This is a genomic window from Paenibacillus sp. AK002, assembly GCF_053903045.1.
Map to the genome: position 1 here is coordinate 6,084,068 of NZ_CP096377.1, position 18,000 is coordinate 6,102,067.

Annotated in this window: 13 protein-coding genes and 1 riboswitch; of the genes, 4 read left to right on the top strand and 9 right to left on the bottom strand. The window is 53.7% G+C overall.

The genetic code is table 11. From position 1 onward, the window contains the following. The first annotated feature begins 255 nt into the window (after positions 1-255). Both M1D70_RS27480 and M1D70_RS27485 read left to right on the top strand, forming a co-directional pair. Positions 256-1,386, top strand: coding sequence for a virulence factor (locus M1D70_RS27480; protein ID WP_009594093.1), 1,131 nt, complete (start codon positions 256-258; stop codon positions 1,384-1,386). A gap of 119 nt (positions 1,387-1,505) precedes the next feature. Then, positions 1,506-1,685, top strand: a riboswitch (Lysine riboswitch). A 113-nt stretch (positions 1,686-1,798) separates the two neighbouring features. Continuing rightward, positions 1,799-3,250, top strand: a complete 1,452-nt coding sequence (locus M1D70_RS27485) for an amino acid permease (RefSeq protein WP_456288461.1) — start codon at positions 1,799-1,801, stop codon at positions 3,248-3,250. 73 nt (positions 3,251-3,323) lie between these two features. Here M1D70_RS27485 and M1D70_RS27490 read toward each other — a convergent pair whose 3' ends face one another. The 5 genes from M1D70_RS27490 to xylA all read right to left on the bottom strand — a co-directional run bounded on the left by M1D70_RS27490 (position 3,324) and on the right by xylA (position 11,043). Then, a complete protein-coding gene (locus M1D70_RS27490; RefSeq protein ID WP_009594081.1) occupies positions 3,324-4,466 on the bottom strand; it encodes a transglutaminase domain-containing protein in 1,143 nt (380 codons plus the stop codon). 107 nt (positions 4,467-4,573) lie between these two features. Continuing rightward, positions 4,574-6,925 (bottom strand): YcdB/YcdC domain-containing protein, encoded by a 2,352-nt coding sequence (locus M1D70_RS27495; protein ID WP_456288462.1) that lies wholly within the window; start codon positions 6,923-6,925, stop codon positions 4,574-4,576. Positions 6,926-7,119: 194 nt separating this feature from the next. Further along, the gene (locus tag M1D70_RS27500) at positions 7,120-7,743 is read right to left on the bottom strand and encodes a bifunctional 4-hydroxy-2-oxoglutarate aldolase/2-dehydro-3-deoxy-phosphogluconate aldolase (protein ID WP_456288463.1); all 624 of its coding nucleotides are present in this window, start codon (positions 7,741-7,743) and stop codon (positions 7,120-7,122) included. Positions 7,744-8,013: 270 nt separating this feature from the next. Next, a complete protein-coding gene (gene xylB, locus M1D70_RS27505) occupies positions 8,014-9,510 on the bottom strand; it encodes a xylulokinase (RefSeq protein WP_456288464.1) in 1,497 nt (498 codons plus the stop codon). A gap of 216 nt (positions 9,511-9,726) precedes the next feature. Next, positions 9,727-11,043, bottom strand: coding sequence for a xylose isomerase (xylA, locus tag M1D70_RS27510; protein ID WP_009594057.1), 1,317 nt, complete (start codon positions 11,041-11,043; stop codon positions 9,727-9,729). A 368-nt stretch (positions 11,044-11,411) separates the two neighbouring features. Here xylA and M1D70_RS27515 point away from each other — a divergent pair, with 368 nt between their 5' ends. Together M1D70_RS27515 and M1D70_RS27520 are read left to right on the top strand one after the other, a co-directional pair. Further along, positions 11,412-12,584 carry an ROK family protein gene (locus M1D70_RS27515; protein WP_456288465.1) on the top strand — a complete coding sequence of 391 codons (1,173 nt, stop codon included), beginning with the start codon at positions 11,412-11,414 and terminating at the stop codon, positions 12,582-12,584. 152 nt (positions 12,585-12,736) lie between these two features. Next, entirely contained in the window at positions 12,737-12,940 is a 204-nt protein-coding gene (locus M1D70_RS27520) for a hypothetical protein (RefSeq protein WP_009594106.1), read from the top strand. 125 nt (positions 12,941-13,065) lie between these two features. Here the strand turns inward: M1D70_RS27520 and M1D70_RS27525 are convergent, their stop codons facing one another. From M1D70_RS27525 to M1D70_RS27540, 4 genes are all read right to left on the bottom strand, one after another. Next, complete coding sequence (locus M1D70_RS27525) at positions 13,066-13,302, bottom strand: glutaredoxin family protein (protein WP_009594069.1); 237 nt, start codon at positions 13,300-13,302, stop codon at positions 13,066-13,068. Between the two features lie 65 nt (positions 13,303-13,367). After that, on the bottom strand, positions 13,368-14,309 hold the full coding sequence (trxB, locus tag M1D70_RS27530) for a thioredoxin-disulfide reductase (RefSeq protein ID WP_009594070.1): 942 nt from the start codon (positions 14,307-14,309) through the stop codon (positions 13,368-13,370). Between the two features lie 426 nt (positions 14,310-14,735). Then, positions 14,736-15,782: a leucine-rich repeat domain-containing protein gene (locus M1D70_RS27535; protein ID WP_456288466.1), complete on the bottom strand. Its 1,047-nt coding sequence runs from the start codon at positions 15,780-15,782 to the stop codon at positions 14,736-14,738. Positions 15,783-15,912: 130 nt separating this feature from the next. After that, positions 15,913-17,937: a heavy metal translocating P-type ATPase gene (locus M1D70_RS27540; RefSeq protein WP_456288467.1), complete on the bottom strand. Its 2,025-nt coding sequence runs from the start codon at positions 17,935-17,937 to the stop codon at positions 15,913-15,915. Positions 17,938-18,000: the final 63 nt, after the last annotated feature.

Below are 18,000 nucleotides of genomic sequence, written 5' to 3' on the forward strand. Positions count from 1 at the left end.
TCGCAAGCTTTTTCTCCTGCTTCCTGTACATCGACAGCCTAGCCTCCCTTATGTATTTCGGACTTCCCGCAAGGGGTGCCGCCCTTCGCCGTAATTCTTTGAAAAGCATGAATGAATTCCATCCAACATTATCAGTTTTACAAACCCTTCCTCTTTTTATCCAAAGTCCGGTCAATTTGTTGGAATCCTGTGCATGATGTTTTTTCCGGCATGGAAAAGAGGTACAATAAGAGGATAAGGAGGCGAAACAAACCCATGAAAATTACATTCATTGAACCAACCCCGAGCCCGAACTCCATGATGCTTCATCTTGATGAAACCCTGGAGTCCGGAATTCGCAGAACATATACACTAGACAACGAACGGTCGGCTCCTCCCTGGATCAGGCAGCTGCTCCATATCCCGGGCGTAAAGAGCGTGTTCCATACCCTCGATTTCATCGCGCTCGACCGTAAAGGCAACGCCGATTGGCCTTCCATCCTGGGCGCCGTTCAGGAAATATTCGGCCAGGAGGGGCTCGCCGCCGGACTCAAGGAAGGCGCGGATGATATCGCATTTGGGGAAGCCCAAGTGTTCGTGCAATATTTCCGCAATATTCCGATGCAAATTCGTGTCAAAAGCGGGAATCAGGAAGAACGTATCGGCCTGTCGGAGCGCTTCTCCCAAGCCGTAGCCGCGGTAGGGACTTCTACGCTTATCAAGGAACGCAAGCTCAAGGAGTACGGCGTACGCTACGGCCAGCTGGGAGACATCGCCCGTGACGTGGAGCAGGAGCTGGAAGCCGCATTCCCGCAGGAGCGCCTCGATAAGGTCATTGCCCAGGCGATTGCCCACGGTGCCAGCGACGAGGATTTCGTCGAGCAGCGCCGGAAGCTGACGGACGAGGAAACCGAGGCCGCGATGCAGGATGAGGACTGGCGCGTGCGTTATGCCGCGCTGGATGCGCTGGAGCCGACGGAGAAACACCTTCCGCTGCTTCGCAAAGCGCTTCGGGATCCGAAGATGCAGATCCGCCGGCTCGTCGTTGTGTATTTGGGCGACCTTCGGACGCCTGAAGCGATGGAGCTTCTGTATGAAGCCATGCGCGACGAAACCCCGGCCGTTCGCCGTACCGCTGGAGATACCTTGTCCGATATCGGCGATGCCGCCGCTACCCCGGTCATGGTCGAATCGCTCAAAGACAGCAGCAAGATCGTTCGCTGGCGTGCGGCCCGCTTCCTGTATGAAGTCGGTACGGAGGAAGCACGTTCCGCCCTTGAGGAAGCCGCCAACGATCCGGAATTCGAAGTGAGCCTCCAGGCGCGAATGGCGCTGGAGCGCATCGAATCCGGCGAAGAAGCTGCCGGAACCGTCTGGCAGCAAATGGCTAAACGGAATCAATCGTAATCGCACGGCGGGAAACCGCCTTGAACCGTAAAAATTATCCATTGCTTCTAACATGGAATGTGATTTATACTTAGGACTCTCTTGTTAGAATTGAATATACAGATAGCCTCATCATTCCAAGATGAGGTAGAGGTTGCAGACATGATCAGTAGTTGTGCCGAGGCAAAGAGAAGCCGGTGAAGCACAGTGAAAGGCATGAATGCCGAAGTGCAGGGTATCCTCTTATATCCTGTGCTGGGGCCGTTGTCGAAAGAGACGGAACTGTCACGGGGATTTCCCCGTGTTGTGCTATCTTCATGGAGGGTATGATGCGGATACGATCAAGACCGCAGGTATAGGACCTGCGGTCTTTTTGTTCTAACAGGGTATATTTTAAATATCATTTCTTAATGTATAGAAGGAGTGTTCGACCTTGAATCGCAAAAAAGCACCGGCTGCTTCGCTTAAGCAGAGCTTTAAAGCCCGTCATATGACGATGATCGCCCTTGGCGGATCGATCGGTACGGGCCTGTTCCTGGCAAGCGGAACGGCCATCGCCTCTGCCGGTCCGGGCGGAGCGCTTATCGCGTATGCCGCCGTAGGCCTCATGGTTTACTTTCTGATGACCAGCCTGGGCGAACTCGCTACGTATCTTCCGGATTCCGGCTCATTCAGCACCTACGCCTCCCGGTTTGTCAGTCCCGCCTTCGGATTTGCCGTCGGCTGGAACTTCTGGTACAACTGGGCCGTTACCATTGCCGCCGAACTCGCGGCGGCGACGGTTATTATCAAGTTCTGGTTCCCGGACAGCCCTTCATTCCTATGGAGCCTTCTGTTCCTGTCGATTATGTTCGGCTTAAACATTCTATCCGCCAAAGGATACGGGGAATCGGAATATTGGTTTGCTATCATTAAAGTAGCGACCGTCATTGTTTTCCTTATCATCGGCGTCATGATGATTTTCGGCATTCTTGGCGGCAAAGCGGTCGGATTCAGCAACTTCAGCCTAGGCGACGGGCCGGTACACGGCGGATTCTTCGCGCTGGTCGGCGTGTTTATGGCCGCAGGCTTCTCCTTTCAGGGAACCGAGTTGATCGGGGTAGCCGCAGGCGAAAGCGAGAATCCGAGAAAACATGTGCCCAAAGCCATTCGTCAGGTTTTCTGGCGCATCCTGATTTTCTATATTTTCGCCATTTTTGTTATCGGCATGCTGATCCCGTACACCCATCCGAGCTTGCTTCAATCCGGGGTCGACAATATCGGTGTCAGCCCATTCACCTTGGTGTTTGAGAAAGCCGGCCTTGCGTTTGCGGCTTCCGTAATGAATGCGGTCATTCTCAGCTCCGTGCTGTCGGCCGGCAACTCCGGGATGTATGCCTCGACCCGCGTCCTGTATGCCATGGCGAAGCAGGGCATGGCTCCGAAATGGCTGAGCCGCCTGAACAGCCGCGGCGTGCCGGTTGCAGCCCTGATCGTAACCTCCGCCGTGGGCATGCTGGCGTTCCTGGCCTCCTTCTTCGGCGATGGCGTCGTTTACGTGTGGCTTCTGAACGCCTCCGGAATGTGCGGATTCATTAACTGGCTGGCGATTGCGGTGAGTCATTACCGCTTCCGCAAAGCCTACGTTGCCCAAGGCAAGGACCTGAAGGATCTTCCGTTCCGTGCGCGCTGGTTCCCCTTCGGCCCCATCTTCGCTTTCCTGCTCTGTCTCGTGGCCATTATCGGTCAAGGCAATTTCAGCGGGGAGATCGACTGGTTAACGATCATTGCCACGTATGTCAGCATTCCGTTGTTCCTCTCCATCTGGTTCGGCTACCGCTTGATGAAGAAGAGCCGAATCGTGCCTTTGGATGAGTGCGATTTGAGCACGGATGCCAAATCATAATAAAGACGAACATGCAAAAAAACAGCTTCCTCCCGTTGTTGGGAGGAAGCTGTTTTTCATTTGGCACGGACATCTACCATATGATCTGCACTCTAAGATCACCCGTGTTTTCAAAAGCATTGTGATAATATTTGATGGACCCCAGATTGTTCTTTAACTGAAGCTGCTGGAGCACGCTCACAAGCTCTCGCTCGCTGCCGTCAAACCGGAATACCAGCTTGCGGCTGCCTTCCGCCTTCGCTGCCTTCACCAGCGGCTGAAGCTGAAGGTGGGAGCTGACGATGGCGCGGGCATCGTACAGCTGATACTCCAGATCCTTCTTAATCGCTTCGTATGCTCCCGCTTTCGAACGATCCTTCGCGGCCAGCCCGGCCAGCGTATTGCGGTAAAGCGTATTCGCCTTCGGATAGGATTTCACCCAGGTATGATCCCGGCCCATCTGCTCATCCGTCCGGAGGTAGTACGTGTAGGATACCTCGTTGTCACGATCCGGCACGGGATCGTTCCAAGTCGTATCCAAGTGATACCATTTGCCGTCCAGAAGGACCAGATTCCAGGCATGGAGCTGGCCCTGTGGATTGTCGGAGGCGTAAGCCGTACCCTCCACGATTTTGTTCGGAATCCCGGCTTCCTTCAGCAGCTTATGCGTTAACAGAGAATAACCCTGGCATACCGTGCTACCCGTGTATAGCCCGTCATAGGCCGTATATTTCGTAAGCGTTGTATCGTATTTCAAGTTGCGGACAACCCAATCATGGATGGCTTTCACCTTCTCATGATCATTCATGCCCGGCTTGATGATCTGCTTCAAAATGCGGTCGGTATGCTGGTTCACGTAGTTCGTCTGCTCCGCGGTCTCGCGATAGCTCAACCGGACGGTAACATTGGCGGAACTGGATGTTCCACGATAGTCGTAGCTATAGCTGGCGATGGTGTAATGGATATAAGGATCACTGGCCATCGCCTGATCAAGTGCGTCTTTTAGCTGCGATTTCAGCGATTTGGTCTCGCCCTGGTAAACAAAACGCACCGTCGATTGCCTGTCGCTCATCGCTGTCAGCAGTTTCTGCTGTATCGCATGGACCGACTTCACGACCGCTTTGTTGGAAGTGGCATAGACATCACTGAGATTAGCTGGTTCTGGTACTGCTGCAACGGTTACCGCCAAAGTCCCTATGAACAGTAATTTAACGATCGTTCCTCGGCTTCGTTTCATCGGTACACCCGCCCTTCATCTTCCTCATCCGTATGCACCATCATTGTAACACATAACATCAGGGCTTAAGGGTTCTAGTTTTGTCGACCGGGCACGAATATTAAATACTACCAATAGAATGAGGACAAGAAGGAATCGCTTCGTCCCGCCAGCTTCGACATGCGGACCAGAACCTCAGCCGCTTCCGCGCGCGTCACTTCGCGATTAGGCAGGAACTTGCCATCCACCGCCGGAAGAAGTCCCAGCTTGAGCGCGATCAGGGCTGCGCCTTTGTTCGTCACGGCGTCGGCATCGGATATCCCCTGCACATCGGTTGGAAGAATAAAGGCTTTGGACAGCTTCTCGTAATTCAAAATCCGGGTCAGCGAGCTCGCCAGTTCATCCCTGGTCAGCTTACGGTCCAGCTGCAGCGGGCTGTCCGGGTCATACGGAATCCAGTTCTGCCCGATCAACACTTGAATGGCCTGGTAATACGGATGGTCCGGCTGCAGGCCCGCGTACGGATCCATGGTGGATCTTCCGTATATCTGCTCGTAGGACGGGCTAACCGAAGCCGCTACCAGCTGATACCATTCGCCAAGGGTGATCTGACGATCCGGGTACACCTTGCCGTCCTTGTCCGGAACCAATACCCGATATTTCACCAGCTCCTTGAGAGCCGCTTCGGCCGAATGCCCTGACGCGTCAGTCACTGCCGGAATATCCTTGCGGTTCATTTCCGGCATGATATCGCGCCATTCTCCGCTCTTGGCATCAAGCGGTACCTGCATGCCGCCTAAAGCCTGCTGTTTATGTGTCGGATAATAAATCAGCTTGATGAAAGGCTTCGTGATTTCATTATTGGCAGACAGGTAACCGCCGTAATAGCCGTATTTCAGCTTCAGGTCAATCTCCTTCAAATACTGCGCTCTTGCCTGCTCCTCGGTAATAGCCGGCTTTACGTCCGTTGGCAGCTTGGAGAGGACGCCTTCCGAATTCACGCTAAAGCCCTGGATTTGCCCGTTGGCCTCAATCGTGAGGTTCAGGGAATCGCCCATGACGCGAATATCGCCGACATAGCGCTGGAATGAAAATTGATAGTTGAGGGTTTTCGTGTCCTTGCCCATTTTATCAACCGATGTCAGCTTCCATTCCTCGGAAGCGTTGGGTACCAGCTTGCTTACCGTCTCAAAAGCAAGCTCCTGCGCAGCCTGCTGCGAAATCGGGTTCTTCACTTCCGCAGTTTCGGTCCGGTCATAACGATAACGGTTGTACGAGTAGATCTGTCCGGTCTTGGCGTCCACCTCTGCGGATACCATCTCTCCTCCGCCCATGGCGGAGATACTATGTTCGCCCCATCTGATGTTCCACGTCTTAACCTCTTTGTTGTTCCATCTTGTACCCAGCGTCTTGGATTCTGTCTTCAAGCCGGACGGCAGCTTGATCTGCGACTCCACCCATCGGGCTGCCGCATCACCGCCGGCGAATGGACCCGCGATCGGCTTAAAGGTTTCTTCGGTTGCCGGAATCGTGCCGTCCTCAACGGAGACAAGCCCGCTCTCTTCCCCCGTGAAACTGATGAATTTGCCGGTATTGGCATCCATTGAATAACCTGACAGATCATTAGGTATGTAACCTAAAAAATATTCGCCTTTGGCATTGTTATATAAATTTTCCGGCACATACGCCAAGGATACTTGGAATTGATCTTCAAACAATTTGCGGATCGAGGCCTCGTTCAATTTCGGCGTGGATGAAGGAAACTCCTCACTGACTTGATTGCGGGAATATTGAATCGTATTTCCCTGTCCATCCAGCGTGATCGTAATGCTGTTCACATCCGATTCAATTCCGTTCACCGAGGTCTGGAAATAAAAATCAAACCGGGGCGGACTGAACAAAGCTGCTTGCATACCGAGATACGCTTCATTCTCCTTAAGCTCGCTTGCTTTCACGTCCGACACATGGGTGCTGATCCATTTCAGCGCCTTCTCCTTGGCTGCTTCCCGGGTTAACGCCGGTTTGTCGCTATCCAGCTTCAACAAAGAATTAGGGAGATAGATATGAATAAGTTCACCCGTAACCGCATTGACCTGGGCATTGAAGCCGGAGGTTGAGTTCCCTTTGGTCAGCACCAATTGCAGATCCCATGCAAGCGCGCTCGATCTCATGTCGTCATTCTCCAGGAACTGCACGTTCGACACCTTCACGTTCTTGAGTTCCGGGAAAGCCTTCTTCACGATTTCTTCCGCCTGTTTGGACGAAATTTTTGCGCCCTTCGGTATTTCGTTATCCGTAACGCTTTCGGAACCGGCTTGACCACTGCTGCCGACGGAAGTTACCGTTTCGGATACAGCGACTCCGCTGCCCGGAACGGAATTGTCCCCCCATACCGGCTGCCCCAAACAAAGCATGGCCGTAGCCGTAACCGCACAAACGGTCTTTTTTACCCTTACTTTCTTCTTCCCCGATGGATTCACTTACATTCGCTCCCTTCCATTACTTGAACCTAACCATGCATTACTTACACACGATGCTATCCTCAACAAGTGCCTGTACACGGCAGCAATGACATAACCAAGCTACCTAAATAATACCATAACTTGTCTATATATTCCTTATGTAGTAAGCTTCCAAAACATAACCTGCGTGGTTAAGGATGAACAAAGTGTAACTATTTCGCCGCTTCCACGAAAGCCGCTGCACGGCGCTGGATCTCGTCCGTATTGCCGGACGCAAGGGCATCCTTCGGAAGCAGCGCGCTCCCTAAACCCACCGCTGCCGCGCCTGCGTTAAAATAATCCGGAATATTGTCCAGCGTAACTCCGCCCGTGGCGAGCAGCGGAATGTGATTCAGCGGGCCCTGAAGCTCCCGGATAAATGACAAGCCAAGGCTTGCCATTGGAAACAGCTTCACGATCTCCGCCCCGGCGGCGTACGCCGCAACGATCTCCGTTGGCGTCATCGCCCCGGGCCATACGTCGATTCCCTGCTCCAGGGCAAATTCGATGACGGAAAGATACGTGTTCGGCGAGATCAGGAATTGGGCTCCCGCAGAGACCGCTTCCTTGGCCATCTCCACATCAAGGACGGTACCCGCGCCGACATACACGTCACCGTCATAGCGGGCGCGCCAATCCTGAATCATATGTATAGCGCCCTTCGTATTCATCGTCACTTCCATAAACCGGATTCCGCCCCGGCTCAATCCTTCCCCTACGAAGCCCGCTTGTTCTTTTGTAATGCCGCGCACGATGGCAACGATTTTCTGGCGTTTCAGTTCGGCTGTCAGTTTCATTGGCGTCCCCCCATCACTTTTTTTACACTTCCCGCGCCATCCTTAATCGGATTGGCCGCAGATGTTACACAATGATCACAGGCCATCCAATAAAAGGAACCTGAAACTCGATATCCAAACCGGTTCCCATCGAAGAGGTTTGACCCTCATTCCCCGGCGTAACCTGCTTATGACTTCAACCTGCTTCAAGTATATGCGGTCCGGAGCGTTCACGCAAAAAAAGCAGGCCGGGAGAAATGTCTTCCCGACCTGCTCTTCAACATCTGTAGGTTATCCGCGGAATTCGGACAGCTCCGCGCCAAGCTCACGCGTGGCTCCGTATACGCTTTGATAGAGTCCAAACAATTTGTCATAGGCCTGAACCGCTTGCGGGTTTGGAGAATACGAGCGTGCCTGCCGCAAAAACGCCTTCGCGCAATCCTGAAGGCTTGGGAACCAGCCGCAGCCGTAAGCTGCAAGCATGGCCGCGCCCATGGCCGGGCCCTGCTCGCTTTCCAGCTTCACGATTTCGGCGTTAAACACATCCGCCTGCATTTGCAGCCAGGTCTCGTTCTTGGCTCCGCCGCCAATGGAAATCACGCGGTCGATCTGCTTGCCCGATGACCGGAGGATATCGATGGATTCGCGGAGAGAGAACGTGATCCCTTCGAGTACCGAACGCGCGAAGTGAGGCAGCTTATGCCCGGCGTCCATGCCAATGAAGCTGCCGCGGATGGTGGCGTCCGGATGGGGCGTGCGTTCGCCGACAATATACGGCGTGAACAGCAGCCCGCCGCTGCCTACCGGGATATTCCCGATATCGCTTAACAGCGCGTCAAAGGAAACATCGGGAGCAAAGGTATCCTTGAACCAGGTCAGGCTGTATCCCGCTGCTAGGGTTACCCCCATGATATAATAAGCATCTTTCTCGCTATGGCTAAAGAAATGGACCTTCCCTTCAAAATCCACCTCACGACGCTCCTCATAGGACAGCACCACGCCCGATGTACCAATGCTGCACATCGTTTGCCCTTCTTCGAGAATGCCGGCCCCGATAGCGCCGCAGGCGTTGTCCGCTCCGCCGGCAAACACCTTCGTCTCCGGCAGCAGAGCGGCTTGCTCGGCGATCTCGGGGAGCAGCGTGCCGCATTCGTCGAAGGATTCGACCAACGGCGGGCATAAGGTGTGCGGCAGCTGGAAAGCATCCAAAATGTCGGTGCTCCAGGATTTACCGGCCACGTCCAGCAGCAGCGTTCCGGCTGCATCGGAGTAGTCCATCGCGTATTGTCCGGTCAAGCGGAAACGCACGTAATCCTTAGGCAGCAGGAACAGGGCAGCCCGTTCCAGCAGCTCCGGCTCAAACTCCTGAACCCAGAGAATCTTCGGCAAAGTGAAGCCTTCCAGCGCGCGATTGCGTGCAATGCCAAGCAGTTTCTCCTGCAAGGTCTCCTCGATGCGGCGGCATTGCGCCGTTGTCCGGGTATCGTTCCACAGGATCGCCGGCCGCAGCACGGCGCCCTCTCCGTCTACCAGGACCAAACCATGCATTTGGCCGGAGAAGCTCAAGCCCTCAACCTCGGATGGATTTATGTTGTTTCCTTTCATTAATTCTCGTAACGACAATACCGTTTTGTCTACCCAGTCCTCCGGCCGCTGTTCGCTGTAACCGGGCTTCGGCTGGCTCAGCGGGTATGACTCCGAATGCTCGGCAACCACCGTGCCGCTGCGGTCCACCAGCACGGTCTTCACGGCACTGGTCCCCAAATCAACTCCGATAACGTAACTCATCTATATCCTCCTTCTTCTCCTCATGAACCGAACATGAAAACATCGTTGGCATTTCTCCCTGGGCACATCGTCTGGTCCCGGGGCATGCCTCCAATGACTGCCGACCGTCGCTCGCCATCGTTTCCGGTTTGAAATAAGTACACCGGCATCCCTGGAGGGAGCCGGTGAAGGTTTTGGATTTCATGGAACAAGCTTAAACAGCCGTACCGTTATGAATTAATTCGCAAGAATGTACTGATTCAGGATCGCCTTCAGCATTTCTTGGCGTCCGGATTCGTTTTTGCGAGGGGACTCGTTGTTCAGCGCGTATTCCGCAAGGGAAGCCAGCGTAGCCTTACCGTTTACGACGTCTGCGCCGATGCCTTCATTAAAGCTGCTGTAGCGCTTCGCGATGAAGTCCTCGAATACGCGGTCTTCGATCAGCTTCGCTGCCACTTTCAAGCCTTTTGCGTAAGTATCCATACCGGCGATGTGCGCATGGAACAGATCTTCCGGCTCGAAGGATGGACGGCGAACCTTCGCGTCGAAGTTCACGCCGCCGCGGCCGAGGCCGCCGTTCATCAGCACTTCGTACAGCGTCAATGTAGCGTCATAGATGTTAACCGGGAATTCGTCCGTATCCCATCCGATGAGCATATCGCCTTGGTTCGCGTCGAGGGAACCGAGCATGCCGTTGATGCGTGCTACGCGAAGCTCATGTTCGAAGGTATGACCGGCCAGCGTGGCGTGGTTTGCTTCGAGATTCAATTTAAAGTGCTTGTCGAGACCGTATTTCTGCAGGAATGCAATCGTAGTAGCCGCATCGAAGTCATATTGGTGCTTGGTCGGCTCCTTCGGTTTAGGCTCGATCAGGAACTGGGCGTCAAAGCCGATTTCCTTCGCGTAATCCACCGCCATATGGAACAGGCGCGCCAGGTTATCCAGTTCTAGGCCCATATCCGTGTTCAGCAGGGTCTCGTAGCCTTCACGGCCTCCCCAGAACACGTAGTTCTCGGCGCCGAGGCGTTTGCCGACTTCGAGGCCCTTCTTGATTTGCGCAGCCGCATGAGCGTATACATCGGCGTTGCACGTAGTGCCCGCACCGTGCATGAAACGAGGATTCGTGAACATGTTGGCCGTGTTCCACAGCAGTTTTTTGCCGGTGGACTTCATATGGTCTTCAATCGAGTCCACAATCGTATCGATGTTGCTGTAGAACTCGCGCAGGCTGCTGCCTTCCGGTGCAATGTCCACGTCGTGGAAGCAGAAATACGGAAGGTTCATCTTCTCCATGAATTCAAAGCCTGCCTCAACGCGTGCTTTGGCAAGGTCCATGCCGGAGTAGTTGCCCCAAGGACGAACTGCCGTGTCGGCACCGAACGGATCGGAGCCGCCTGCAGTCAATGTATGCCAGTAAGCCATCGCGAAACGGAGATGCTCTTCCATCGTTTTGCCGGCTACGACTTCTGTCGGATTATAAAATTTAAAAGCATAAGGGTTGGTCGATTTGCTGCCTTCGTACTCGACTTTGCTAATGTTGTTAAAATAGGCCATGAATAAATCCTCCTATACCTTGTTAAGGTGTGGTTAACGCTTACAAGGTTATCCTATCACAGCTCCACCACTTTGTCTATTGGTTAAACAAAGTTATTCCTTTACAAGTTTTTCAAAACCGATTCCGCCTGCCGTGGGACGGTTTCGCTCCTGCGGCAAAGGACATGTTCCCCGTCTAATCCAGGGTACACCATCCCTCCACATTCGGATGAAGACATCGCCCACCGGATCCGGCTCATTAATGATTCCGTGACTTATGCGGCGTTACGGGCTGTTGCATTTTCCGGGCTTTGCCCCTAGACTATGAGCATATCAAGTCTCACAAGCCTAACTGGATTAGGAAAGCAAGACTAAAAGGATGAACACACATGACGAATATTACCGGTGACCAGGCTCTGGTCAAGAAAATAAACACTTCCATCATTCTCGATACGATACGTCAACACGCGCCGGTCTCCCGGGCGAAGGTGTCCAAGCTGACAGGCCTCAACAAGGCAACCGTCTCCAATCTTGTGCAGGAGCTGTGCAGCAACCACCTGGTCCAGGAAATCGGGCCCGGCGAATCCAGCGGCGGCAGGAAGCCGCAGCTGCTGCTGTTTAACGGACAAGCCGGGTATGCCATCGGCGTCGAGCTGCGCGTGAAGCAGATAACCGCCGTGCTTACCGATCTGGAAGGACGGATCCTTGCCGAAGAAGACACCGCGCTTGAAGGGCACGACGTTGAATCGGTGACGAGGCTGATGGTGGGCATGATCCACAGCCTGATGCGTCAAGCCCCTCCCTCCCCGTACGGCATCATCGGGATCGGCGTGGGCGTCCCGGGGATGGTCGACGGCGACGGCACCGTCCTCTTCGCCCCCAACCTGGGGTGGGACATGGTCCCGCTGCAGGAGCAGCTCGAGCTTGAGCTCGGACTCCCCGTCACCATCGACAATGAAGCGAACGCGGGTGCCCAGGGCGAGCTGCGCTTCGGAGCCGGCCGGGACGCCCGCCATCTCCTCTATATCAGTGCCGGCAGCGGTATCGGCTCCGGCATTATCATCAATGGCGAGCTCTATAAGGGAGCCCGCGGATATGCCGGCGAAAGCGGCCATATGTCCATCGAAGCCGATGGACGGGAATGCAGCTGCGGCAACCGCGGCTGCTGGGAGCTGTACGCCTCGGAGAAATCCTACGACGGCAAAGATGCCGTTCTTCCGTCCAGGCGGACGTCCGAGCTTGTCCATCATGCCGAGCTCGGCCATGAGGAGACCATCCGGCATTTCGAGGAGCTCGGACGCTATCTCGGCATTGGGATAACCAATCTTGTCAACGGATTCAATCCGCAATCGGTCATCATCGGCGGTCCGCTGTCCGACGCCCGGGCTTGGATCGAAGAAACGCTCCAGCAGGTCGTTGCCCAGCGCACGCTTCCATACCACCGTGAGCGGATGGAGATCCGGTTTGCGGAGCTGGGCAGCCGCTCTACCATGATCGGTGCGGCCTACTCTGCCATTTCGCAATTTCTCAGCCCGGTACGGGTCTCCATGCCGATTCATTAAAATTGACGATATTTTGTCGTAATTAGCGCCCATCATATTAAGGAAAATCCAGCGATTTTCCGCTATAATTAATCTCGTCCTGTAATTTAAATCACGATTCTCCTCACGGAGAAACGTGTGATCGTTATACAAAAGGGAGAGGAAACGCTCAAATGACCTATGTAAGCACTGCGGAAATATCGGCACAAATGTTTGTGACCGTATTGCTGTTTCTCCTAGTTATCGCACCTTTGTTCAGTCTCGCCATTATGCGTTTTTTTCAAGGCAAGAAAAAAGCCGGCTTCATTCTCCTCGGCTCCGGCGTGGCGGCATACGTCGTATTCCAGATCATCATGAGCCTGTTTTTCAGCAAGTGAACATGATTTGTACGAACGTATGGCAGCATGAGCATGGCTCGGCAACAAAAAAAGCTCCTTCCCGAACCTCGGGAAGGAGCTTTTTATCATAAGCAAGCGATTGGCTTGCCATCATGCTGATGAGATTAAGCTTCAGGATTCAACGCTTTGTTGAACTGGATCTTGTTCATGCCAAGAATACGGTGCTCACCGATGATGGTGAGAGGTACCGCGCGAACGCCCATATCCCATACCTGCTGCGCGAATTCGTCGTTCTGCTCGATGTTGCGCTCTTCAAACTCGATGCCTTGATCGGACAAGAAGCCTTTTACTTGTTTGCAGTGCGGGCAGTTGTTCGAAGTGTATACAATCACGTTTTCCATGTCGGTCAGTCTCCTCTACTCATGATTTGGGCTGCTTACAGCCGGTTCGATCTCTATCTATCAGTTTACAACACGACAGCGCTGTGTTCCAAGCTCTCGATGTATTTCTCCGCATCCATAGCCGCCATACAGCCGCTTCCTGCTGCCGTGATCGCTTGTCTGTAACGGGTGTCCTGCACGTCGCCGCAAGCAAATACGCCTTGGATATTCGTTTCGGATGTTCCCGGAGTCGTTACGATATATCCGTTCGGGTCGGTCGTAATGCTTCCGCCAAGGAAACCGGTGTTCGGATGGTGGCCGATCGCCACGAACACGCCGCTGACCGTAATCGTCTCTTCTTCGCCAGTCTCATTGTTGAGCACTTTGATGCCCTTAACGCCTGTCTCGTCCGCAATGACTTCCTGCGGCGTGCGGTTCAACGCCCATTCGATTTTCTCGTTGGCACGGGCGCGATCCTGCATGATTTTCGATGCACGAAGCTCCTCCCGACGGTGAACCAGCGTTACTTTGGATGCAAAGCGGGTCAGGAAGTTAGCTTCTTCCAGCGCGGAATCGCCGCCGCCGACAACAACGATCTCTTTCCCGCGGAAGAAGAATCCGTCGCAGGTTGCGCAAGTGCTGACGCCGCGTCCCACATTGTCCTGCTCTCCCGGAATGCCGAGATATTTGGCCGTTGCGCCCGTAGAGATAATCAGCGTCTCTGCAACCACCTCGCCCATTCCGTCAACGTCCAGCTTGAACGGACGCTCTCCGAATTCCACGCTGTTCACCCAGCCTGTACGAAATTCCGCGCCAAAACGTTCCGCCTGCTGACGCATATTGTCCATCAGCTCAGGACCCATGATGCCTTCGGGAAACCCCGGGAAATTTTCAACTTCGGTCGTGGTTGTCAGCTGTCCGCCAGGTTGCGGACCTTCAATGACGAGCGGGCTCAAATTCGCGCGAGCCAGATAAATGGCAGCCGTAAGCCCGGCAGGGCCTGTGCCTATAATAACGGATTTGTACATATCGTTTCCCTCCTATATATGGAACACTTAATTATAATCATTATAAATTAATATTAATTATGGTTATATCGGAGCCGTCTGTCAATATGTCACATCACACCCCAACTGCAAATATTGTTAATCCATTCTTCATAAACCGCTGGGGAATTTACTATTTCGAAAAAATGAATCTCGTGCTCGAAAGAACACCTCGTTGTAAAACGTTTACTTCGAGGTCAGGAGTGCGCTGAGATCAGGTTAGAAGAATTTTGGGTTGCGAAAAGACTTCCACCACACGATTAACGGTGGGAAGATGAATGTTTGATGAAGTTCCGAAGCAAAAACGCGATACATGAACAAATCCCCCTGTACTCGCCATGCGAGCTCAGAGGGATTCTTAGCTAGGTCATGATTTTCCAAATGCTCTGATTATTCAATGTAATCACCCTAAAACTGATTTTGAGGACTTGGATTGTACCGGTTATCCGACAGATTAACATACGAAAGTCCCGTCAGTTTCTCTATGAATTCCGGCTCGCTCTGGAGTTGGTTTCGGCTTAGGTCAAGGAAACTCAGATTCTGCAGCTGCCCCATCTCCATGGGAAGTTCCATAATCCCCGTGTAATTCATACTAAGCAGCTCCAGCAACCTCAATCGTCCGATCTCCGGAGGGACCCGCGTCAACGATACTTCCTCTCTCCGGATCACATGATCTGTAGGTCCATGATAACTCCCGCACGCGATATTCAAGCGTTTTAACTTGGTCAAATCACCAATCTCCGCCGGAATCTCCACCAGATCCTCCGTATATACCGTTAAATCCTCTAATTCCGTTAGACCAAACAGGGCCGCAGGCAGTCTGGTGACGTAACTTTCATGGATCATAAGTTCCTTCAGCTCCTTCAGCTCTCCGATGCTTTCAGGAATCTCCTGGATGCCAAAACCGAAAATTTCAAGCTTGCGCGGTTTATGAAACAATACATCCTGCCAGAACACTTCAAACTTCTTATGTTCCGGACGGCTTAGAAACAGGCCCGGAACCATGGCCGATATGTTCTCGGCTTCTACTTTGCCGATCTGAAGCCCGCCCATTCGTTCATGAGCTACATTATGTAAGAGGTCCTGTCCATCCTGATCCCAAAAGTTCAAATCCTCCGGCAGATGGGGATGCTGCCATGCAAACAGATCATCCGCCGCCTGCTTCAACACAACAGCGGCTTCCTCGCAGCACCCATAGATGTAGTAAGTGCCTGCTCCGTATTCAATCCCGTTGCCATGCATCGTCTCCTCATCCAATCGCTTCATGATATCGTGCTCGCTAATCTTGCGTTTTTCGATCAGATAAGGCTCAAGCTGCGAGAACACACGCTCGGCTTCCTCCATGAGCTGGAACTCTCCGCGCCTTGCTAACACGAATACCGCCGACCGCTCCATCGCATAATCAATCAGCCAGGAATAAGCAGCTCCCCTTGGAGAGTCGTAAAAAAATGCCATATTGCTGATCACCTCTCATATTCCACGATTTCAAGCAGCCTGTTTATTTCGCTGCCCCCAGTAAAATCCCCTTCTTCTCCAGCAAGGAAAAGAAGGGGACGATTTGTCATTGCAGATGATACTCAGTCCATTAACGGCTGCTGCGCAGGAGACGAAGCCCGTTCAGGATGACCAGAATCGTGCTTCCTTCGTGGCCGATGACCCCGAGCGGCAGCGCTACGCCCTCGATGAAATTGGCTGCAATCAGTGTCAAAATGACGGTAATGGCAAAGATCATGTTTTGCTTCACGATGCGTTGAACCTTGCGTGCCACTTTAACGGTACCGGCGATTTCATCGATGTTGTCGTTCATTAGCACCGCATCCGCCACCTCCAGCGCGGTTCCGCTTCCCGAAACGCCCATGCCGATGCCGACGGTTGCCGTGGCCAGCGCCGGTGCATCGTTCACGCCATCCCCTACCATGACCACATGGCCATAACGGGCACGCAGGTCCTTAATATGGGTAACCTTATCCTCCGGCAGCAGGTCGGAGAACACCATGTCGACACCGCTTTGCTTGGCGATGACTTCTGCCGTCGCCTTGCGGTCCCCCGTCAGCATCGCTACCTTGATACCCAGCTGCTGGAGCCGCTTAACGGCCATGGCCGCCTGAGGACGGACCGCGTCCTGCAGCGCGATCATGCCCACGATGCTGTCCCCTTTCAGGATAACGGATACCGTTTTTCCTTCGGATTCCAGCGTGTCCCGAATGGACAGCCAGTGCTGGCGATTCTCTTGAACCGCGCCCAAGCTTTCATCTTGATCGGAAATCGCACCCGAACGCGGATCTTCGGTCCCTTCCTCCAGTATGTCGCTTTTGCCTATTTTCCAGGTGACTCCCGCGACTTCCGCCTGCATGCCCCAGCCAGTGATGGACTGACCGTTCTCTACCTGCTGCAGCGGAGCTCCCTCTTTTTCGGCCGATTGGACAATCGCCAGGGCCAGCGGGTGCTTCGACATCCGTTCGATGGAAGCGCTGATGCCGAGCAGTTCGTGCCGATCCCATCCCTCGCCTGCGATAAAATCCGTAACCACGGGTGTGCCGAGCGTCAAGGTACCGGTCTTATCAAATGCGACAACCGCCGTACGCGCCATATTCTCGATATGGGCGCCGCCCTTGAACAAGACGCCCTTTCGGGCACGATTGGAAATCGCCGACAGCATCGCAGGCATGATGGAAGATACCAGCGCGCAAGGGGATGCCACCACGAGAAACACCATCGCTTTGTAGAAGGTAGTATCCCAATCCCATCCCAGAACGGGAGTGGCCAGAACAATCAACGCCACGGTCGCAATGACAACGACGCGGGCATATATCGATTCGAACCGCTTGATGAACCGCTGCGATTCCGGCACCTCGTTCTCCGCTTCTTCCACCAGCCGGACGATCTTGGCGAACAACGTAGATTCCGCCGATTGGGTAACCTCAATATACAGGACCCCTTCCCCGTTTAAGGTGCCTGTGAACACTTCATCGCCTACGGACTTATCGACCGGCACGGATTCGCCGGTAATGGAGGCCTGGTTCACGGAGGAGCTGCCGCGATAGATTTTGCCGTCTGCCGGAATCAGCTCGCCCGGCTTCACCAGAATGAGATCGCCGATCTCCAGCTTGTTAATGGATACCGACACCATTTCCCCCTTCTCGATGCGAAGGGCCGTCTCCGGCTGCAGCTCCATCAAGGATGAGATGTCCTTGCGGCTTCTTTCCATCGTATAACTCTCAAGCGCTCCGCTGAGGGCAAAGATGAAGATCAGCATCGCGCCTTCGTTCCAGTATCCGATCGCTGCAGCCCCCATAGCGGCAGCGATCATCAGCAGGTTCACATCCAGATCGCGTTCCTTCAGAAGGGTCTCGACGCCTTCTTTGGCTTTCACCCATCCGCCGACGGCGTAGGATATCACGTACAGCACAACGGAGAGCGGCTCAGACCATTGGCTGGTCAGCCAGGCCACCAGCATCAGCAACCCGCTGCCCAGCGCAGCCACTACCTCCGCATTGCTCAGCAGGCTGCGGATATCCCATTTCCCCGGCTGCCTCGGCTCACGCGGATCGGCTCCATTTTCTATTGTCGATATGCGTCCAGTTGTCGTTTGATTTTGTATCCATTGCATAACCAATCACCTTCCTAGTTGAGAATGAAATCCATTATTACTACCCTTAAAATGACACATGCT

What these genes read in the sequence shown, in the direction of transcription:
- trxB (WP_009594070.1), bottom strand. Translation starts at nt 14,309, where the DNA reads ATGTACAAATCCGTTATTATAGGCACAGGCCCTGCCGGGCTTACGGCT.
- M1D70_RS27535 (WP_456288466.1), bottom strand. Translation starts at nt 15,782, where the DNA reads ATGGCATTTTTTTACGACTCTCCAAGGGGAGCTGCTTATTCCTGGCTG.
- xylA (WP_009594057.1), bottom strand. Translation starts at nt 11,043, where the DNA reads ATGGCCTATTTTAACAACATTAGCAAAGTCGAGTACGAAGGCAGCAAA.
- M1D70_RS27515 (WP_456288465.1), top strand. Translation starts at nt 11,412, where the DNA reads ATGACGAATATTACCGGTGACCAGGCTCTGGTCAAGAAAATAAACACT.
- M1D70_RS27500 (WP_456288463.1), bottom strand. Translation starts at nt 7,743, where the DNA reads ATGAAACTGACAGCCGAACTGAAACGCCAGAAAATCGTTGCCATCGTG.
- M1D70_RS27490 (WP_009594081.1), bottom strand. Translation starts at nt 4,466, where the DNA reads ATGAAACGAAGCCGAGGAACGATCGTTAAATTACTGTTCATAGGGACT.
- M1D70_RS27480 (WP_009594093.1), top strand. Translation starts at nt 256, where the DNA reads ATGAAAATTACATTCATTGAACCAACCCCGAGCCCGAACTCCATGATG.
- M1D70_RS27540 (WP_456288467.1), bottom strand. Translation starts at nt 17,937, where the DNA reads ATGCAATGGATACAAAATCAAACGACAACTGGACGCATATCGACAATA.
- M1D70_RS27525 (WP_009594069.1), bottom strand. Translation starts at nt 13,302, where the DNA reads ATGGAAAACGTGATTGTATACACTTCGAACAACTGCCCGCACTGCAAA.
- M1D70_RS27520 (WP_009594106.1), top strand. Translation starts at nt 12,737, where the DNA reads ATGACCTATGTAAGCACTGCGGAAATATCGGCACAAATGTTTGTGACC.
- xylB (WP_456288464.1), bottom strand. Translation starts at nt 9,510, where the DNA reads ATGAGTTACGTTATCGGAGTTGATTTGGGGACCAGTGCCGTGAAGACC.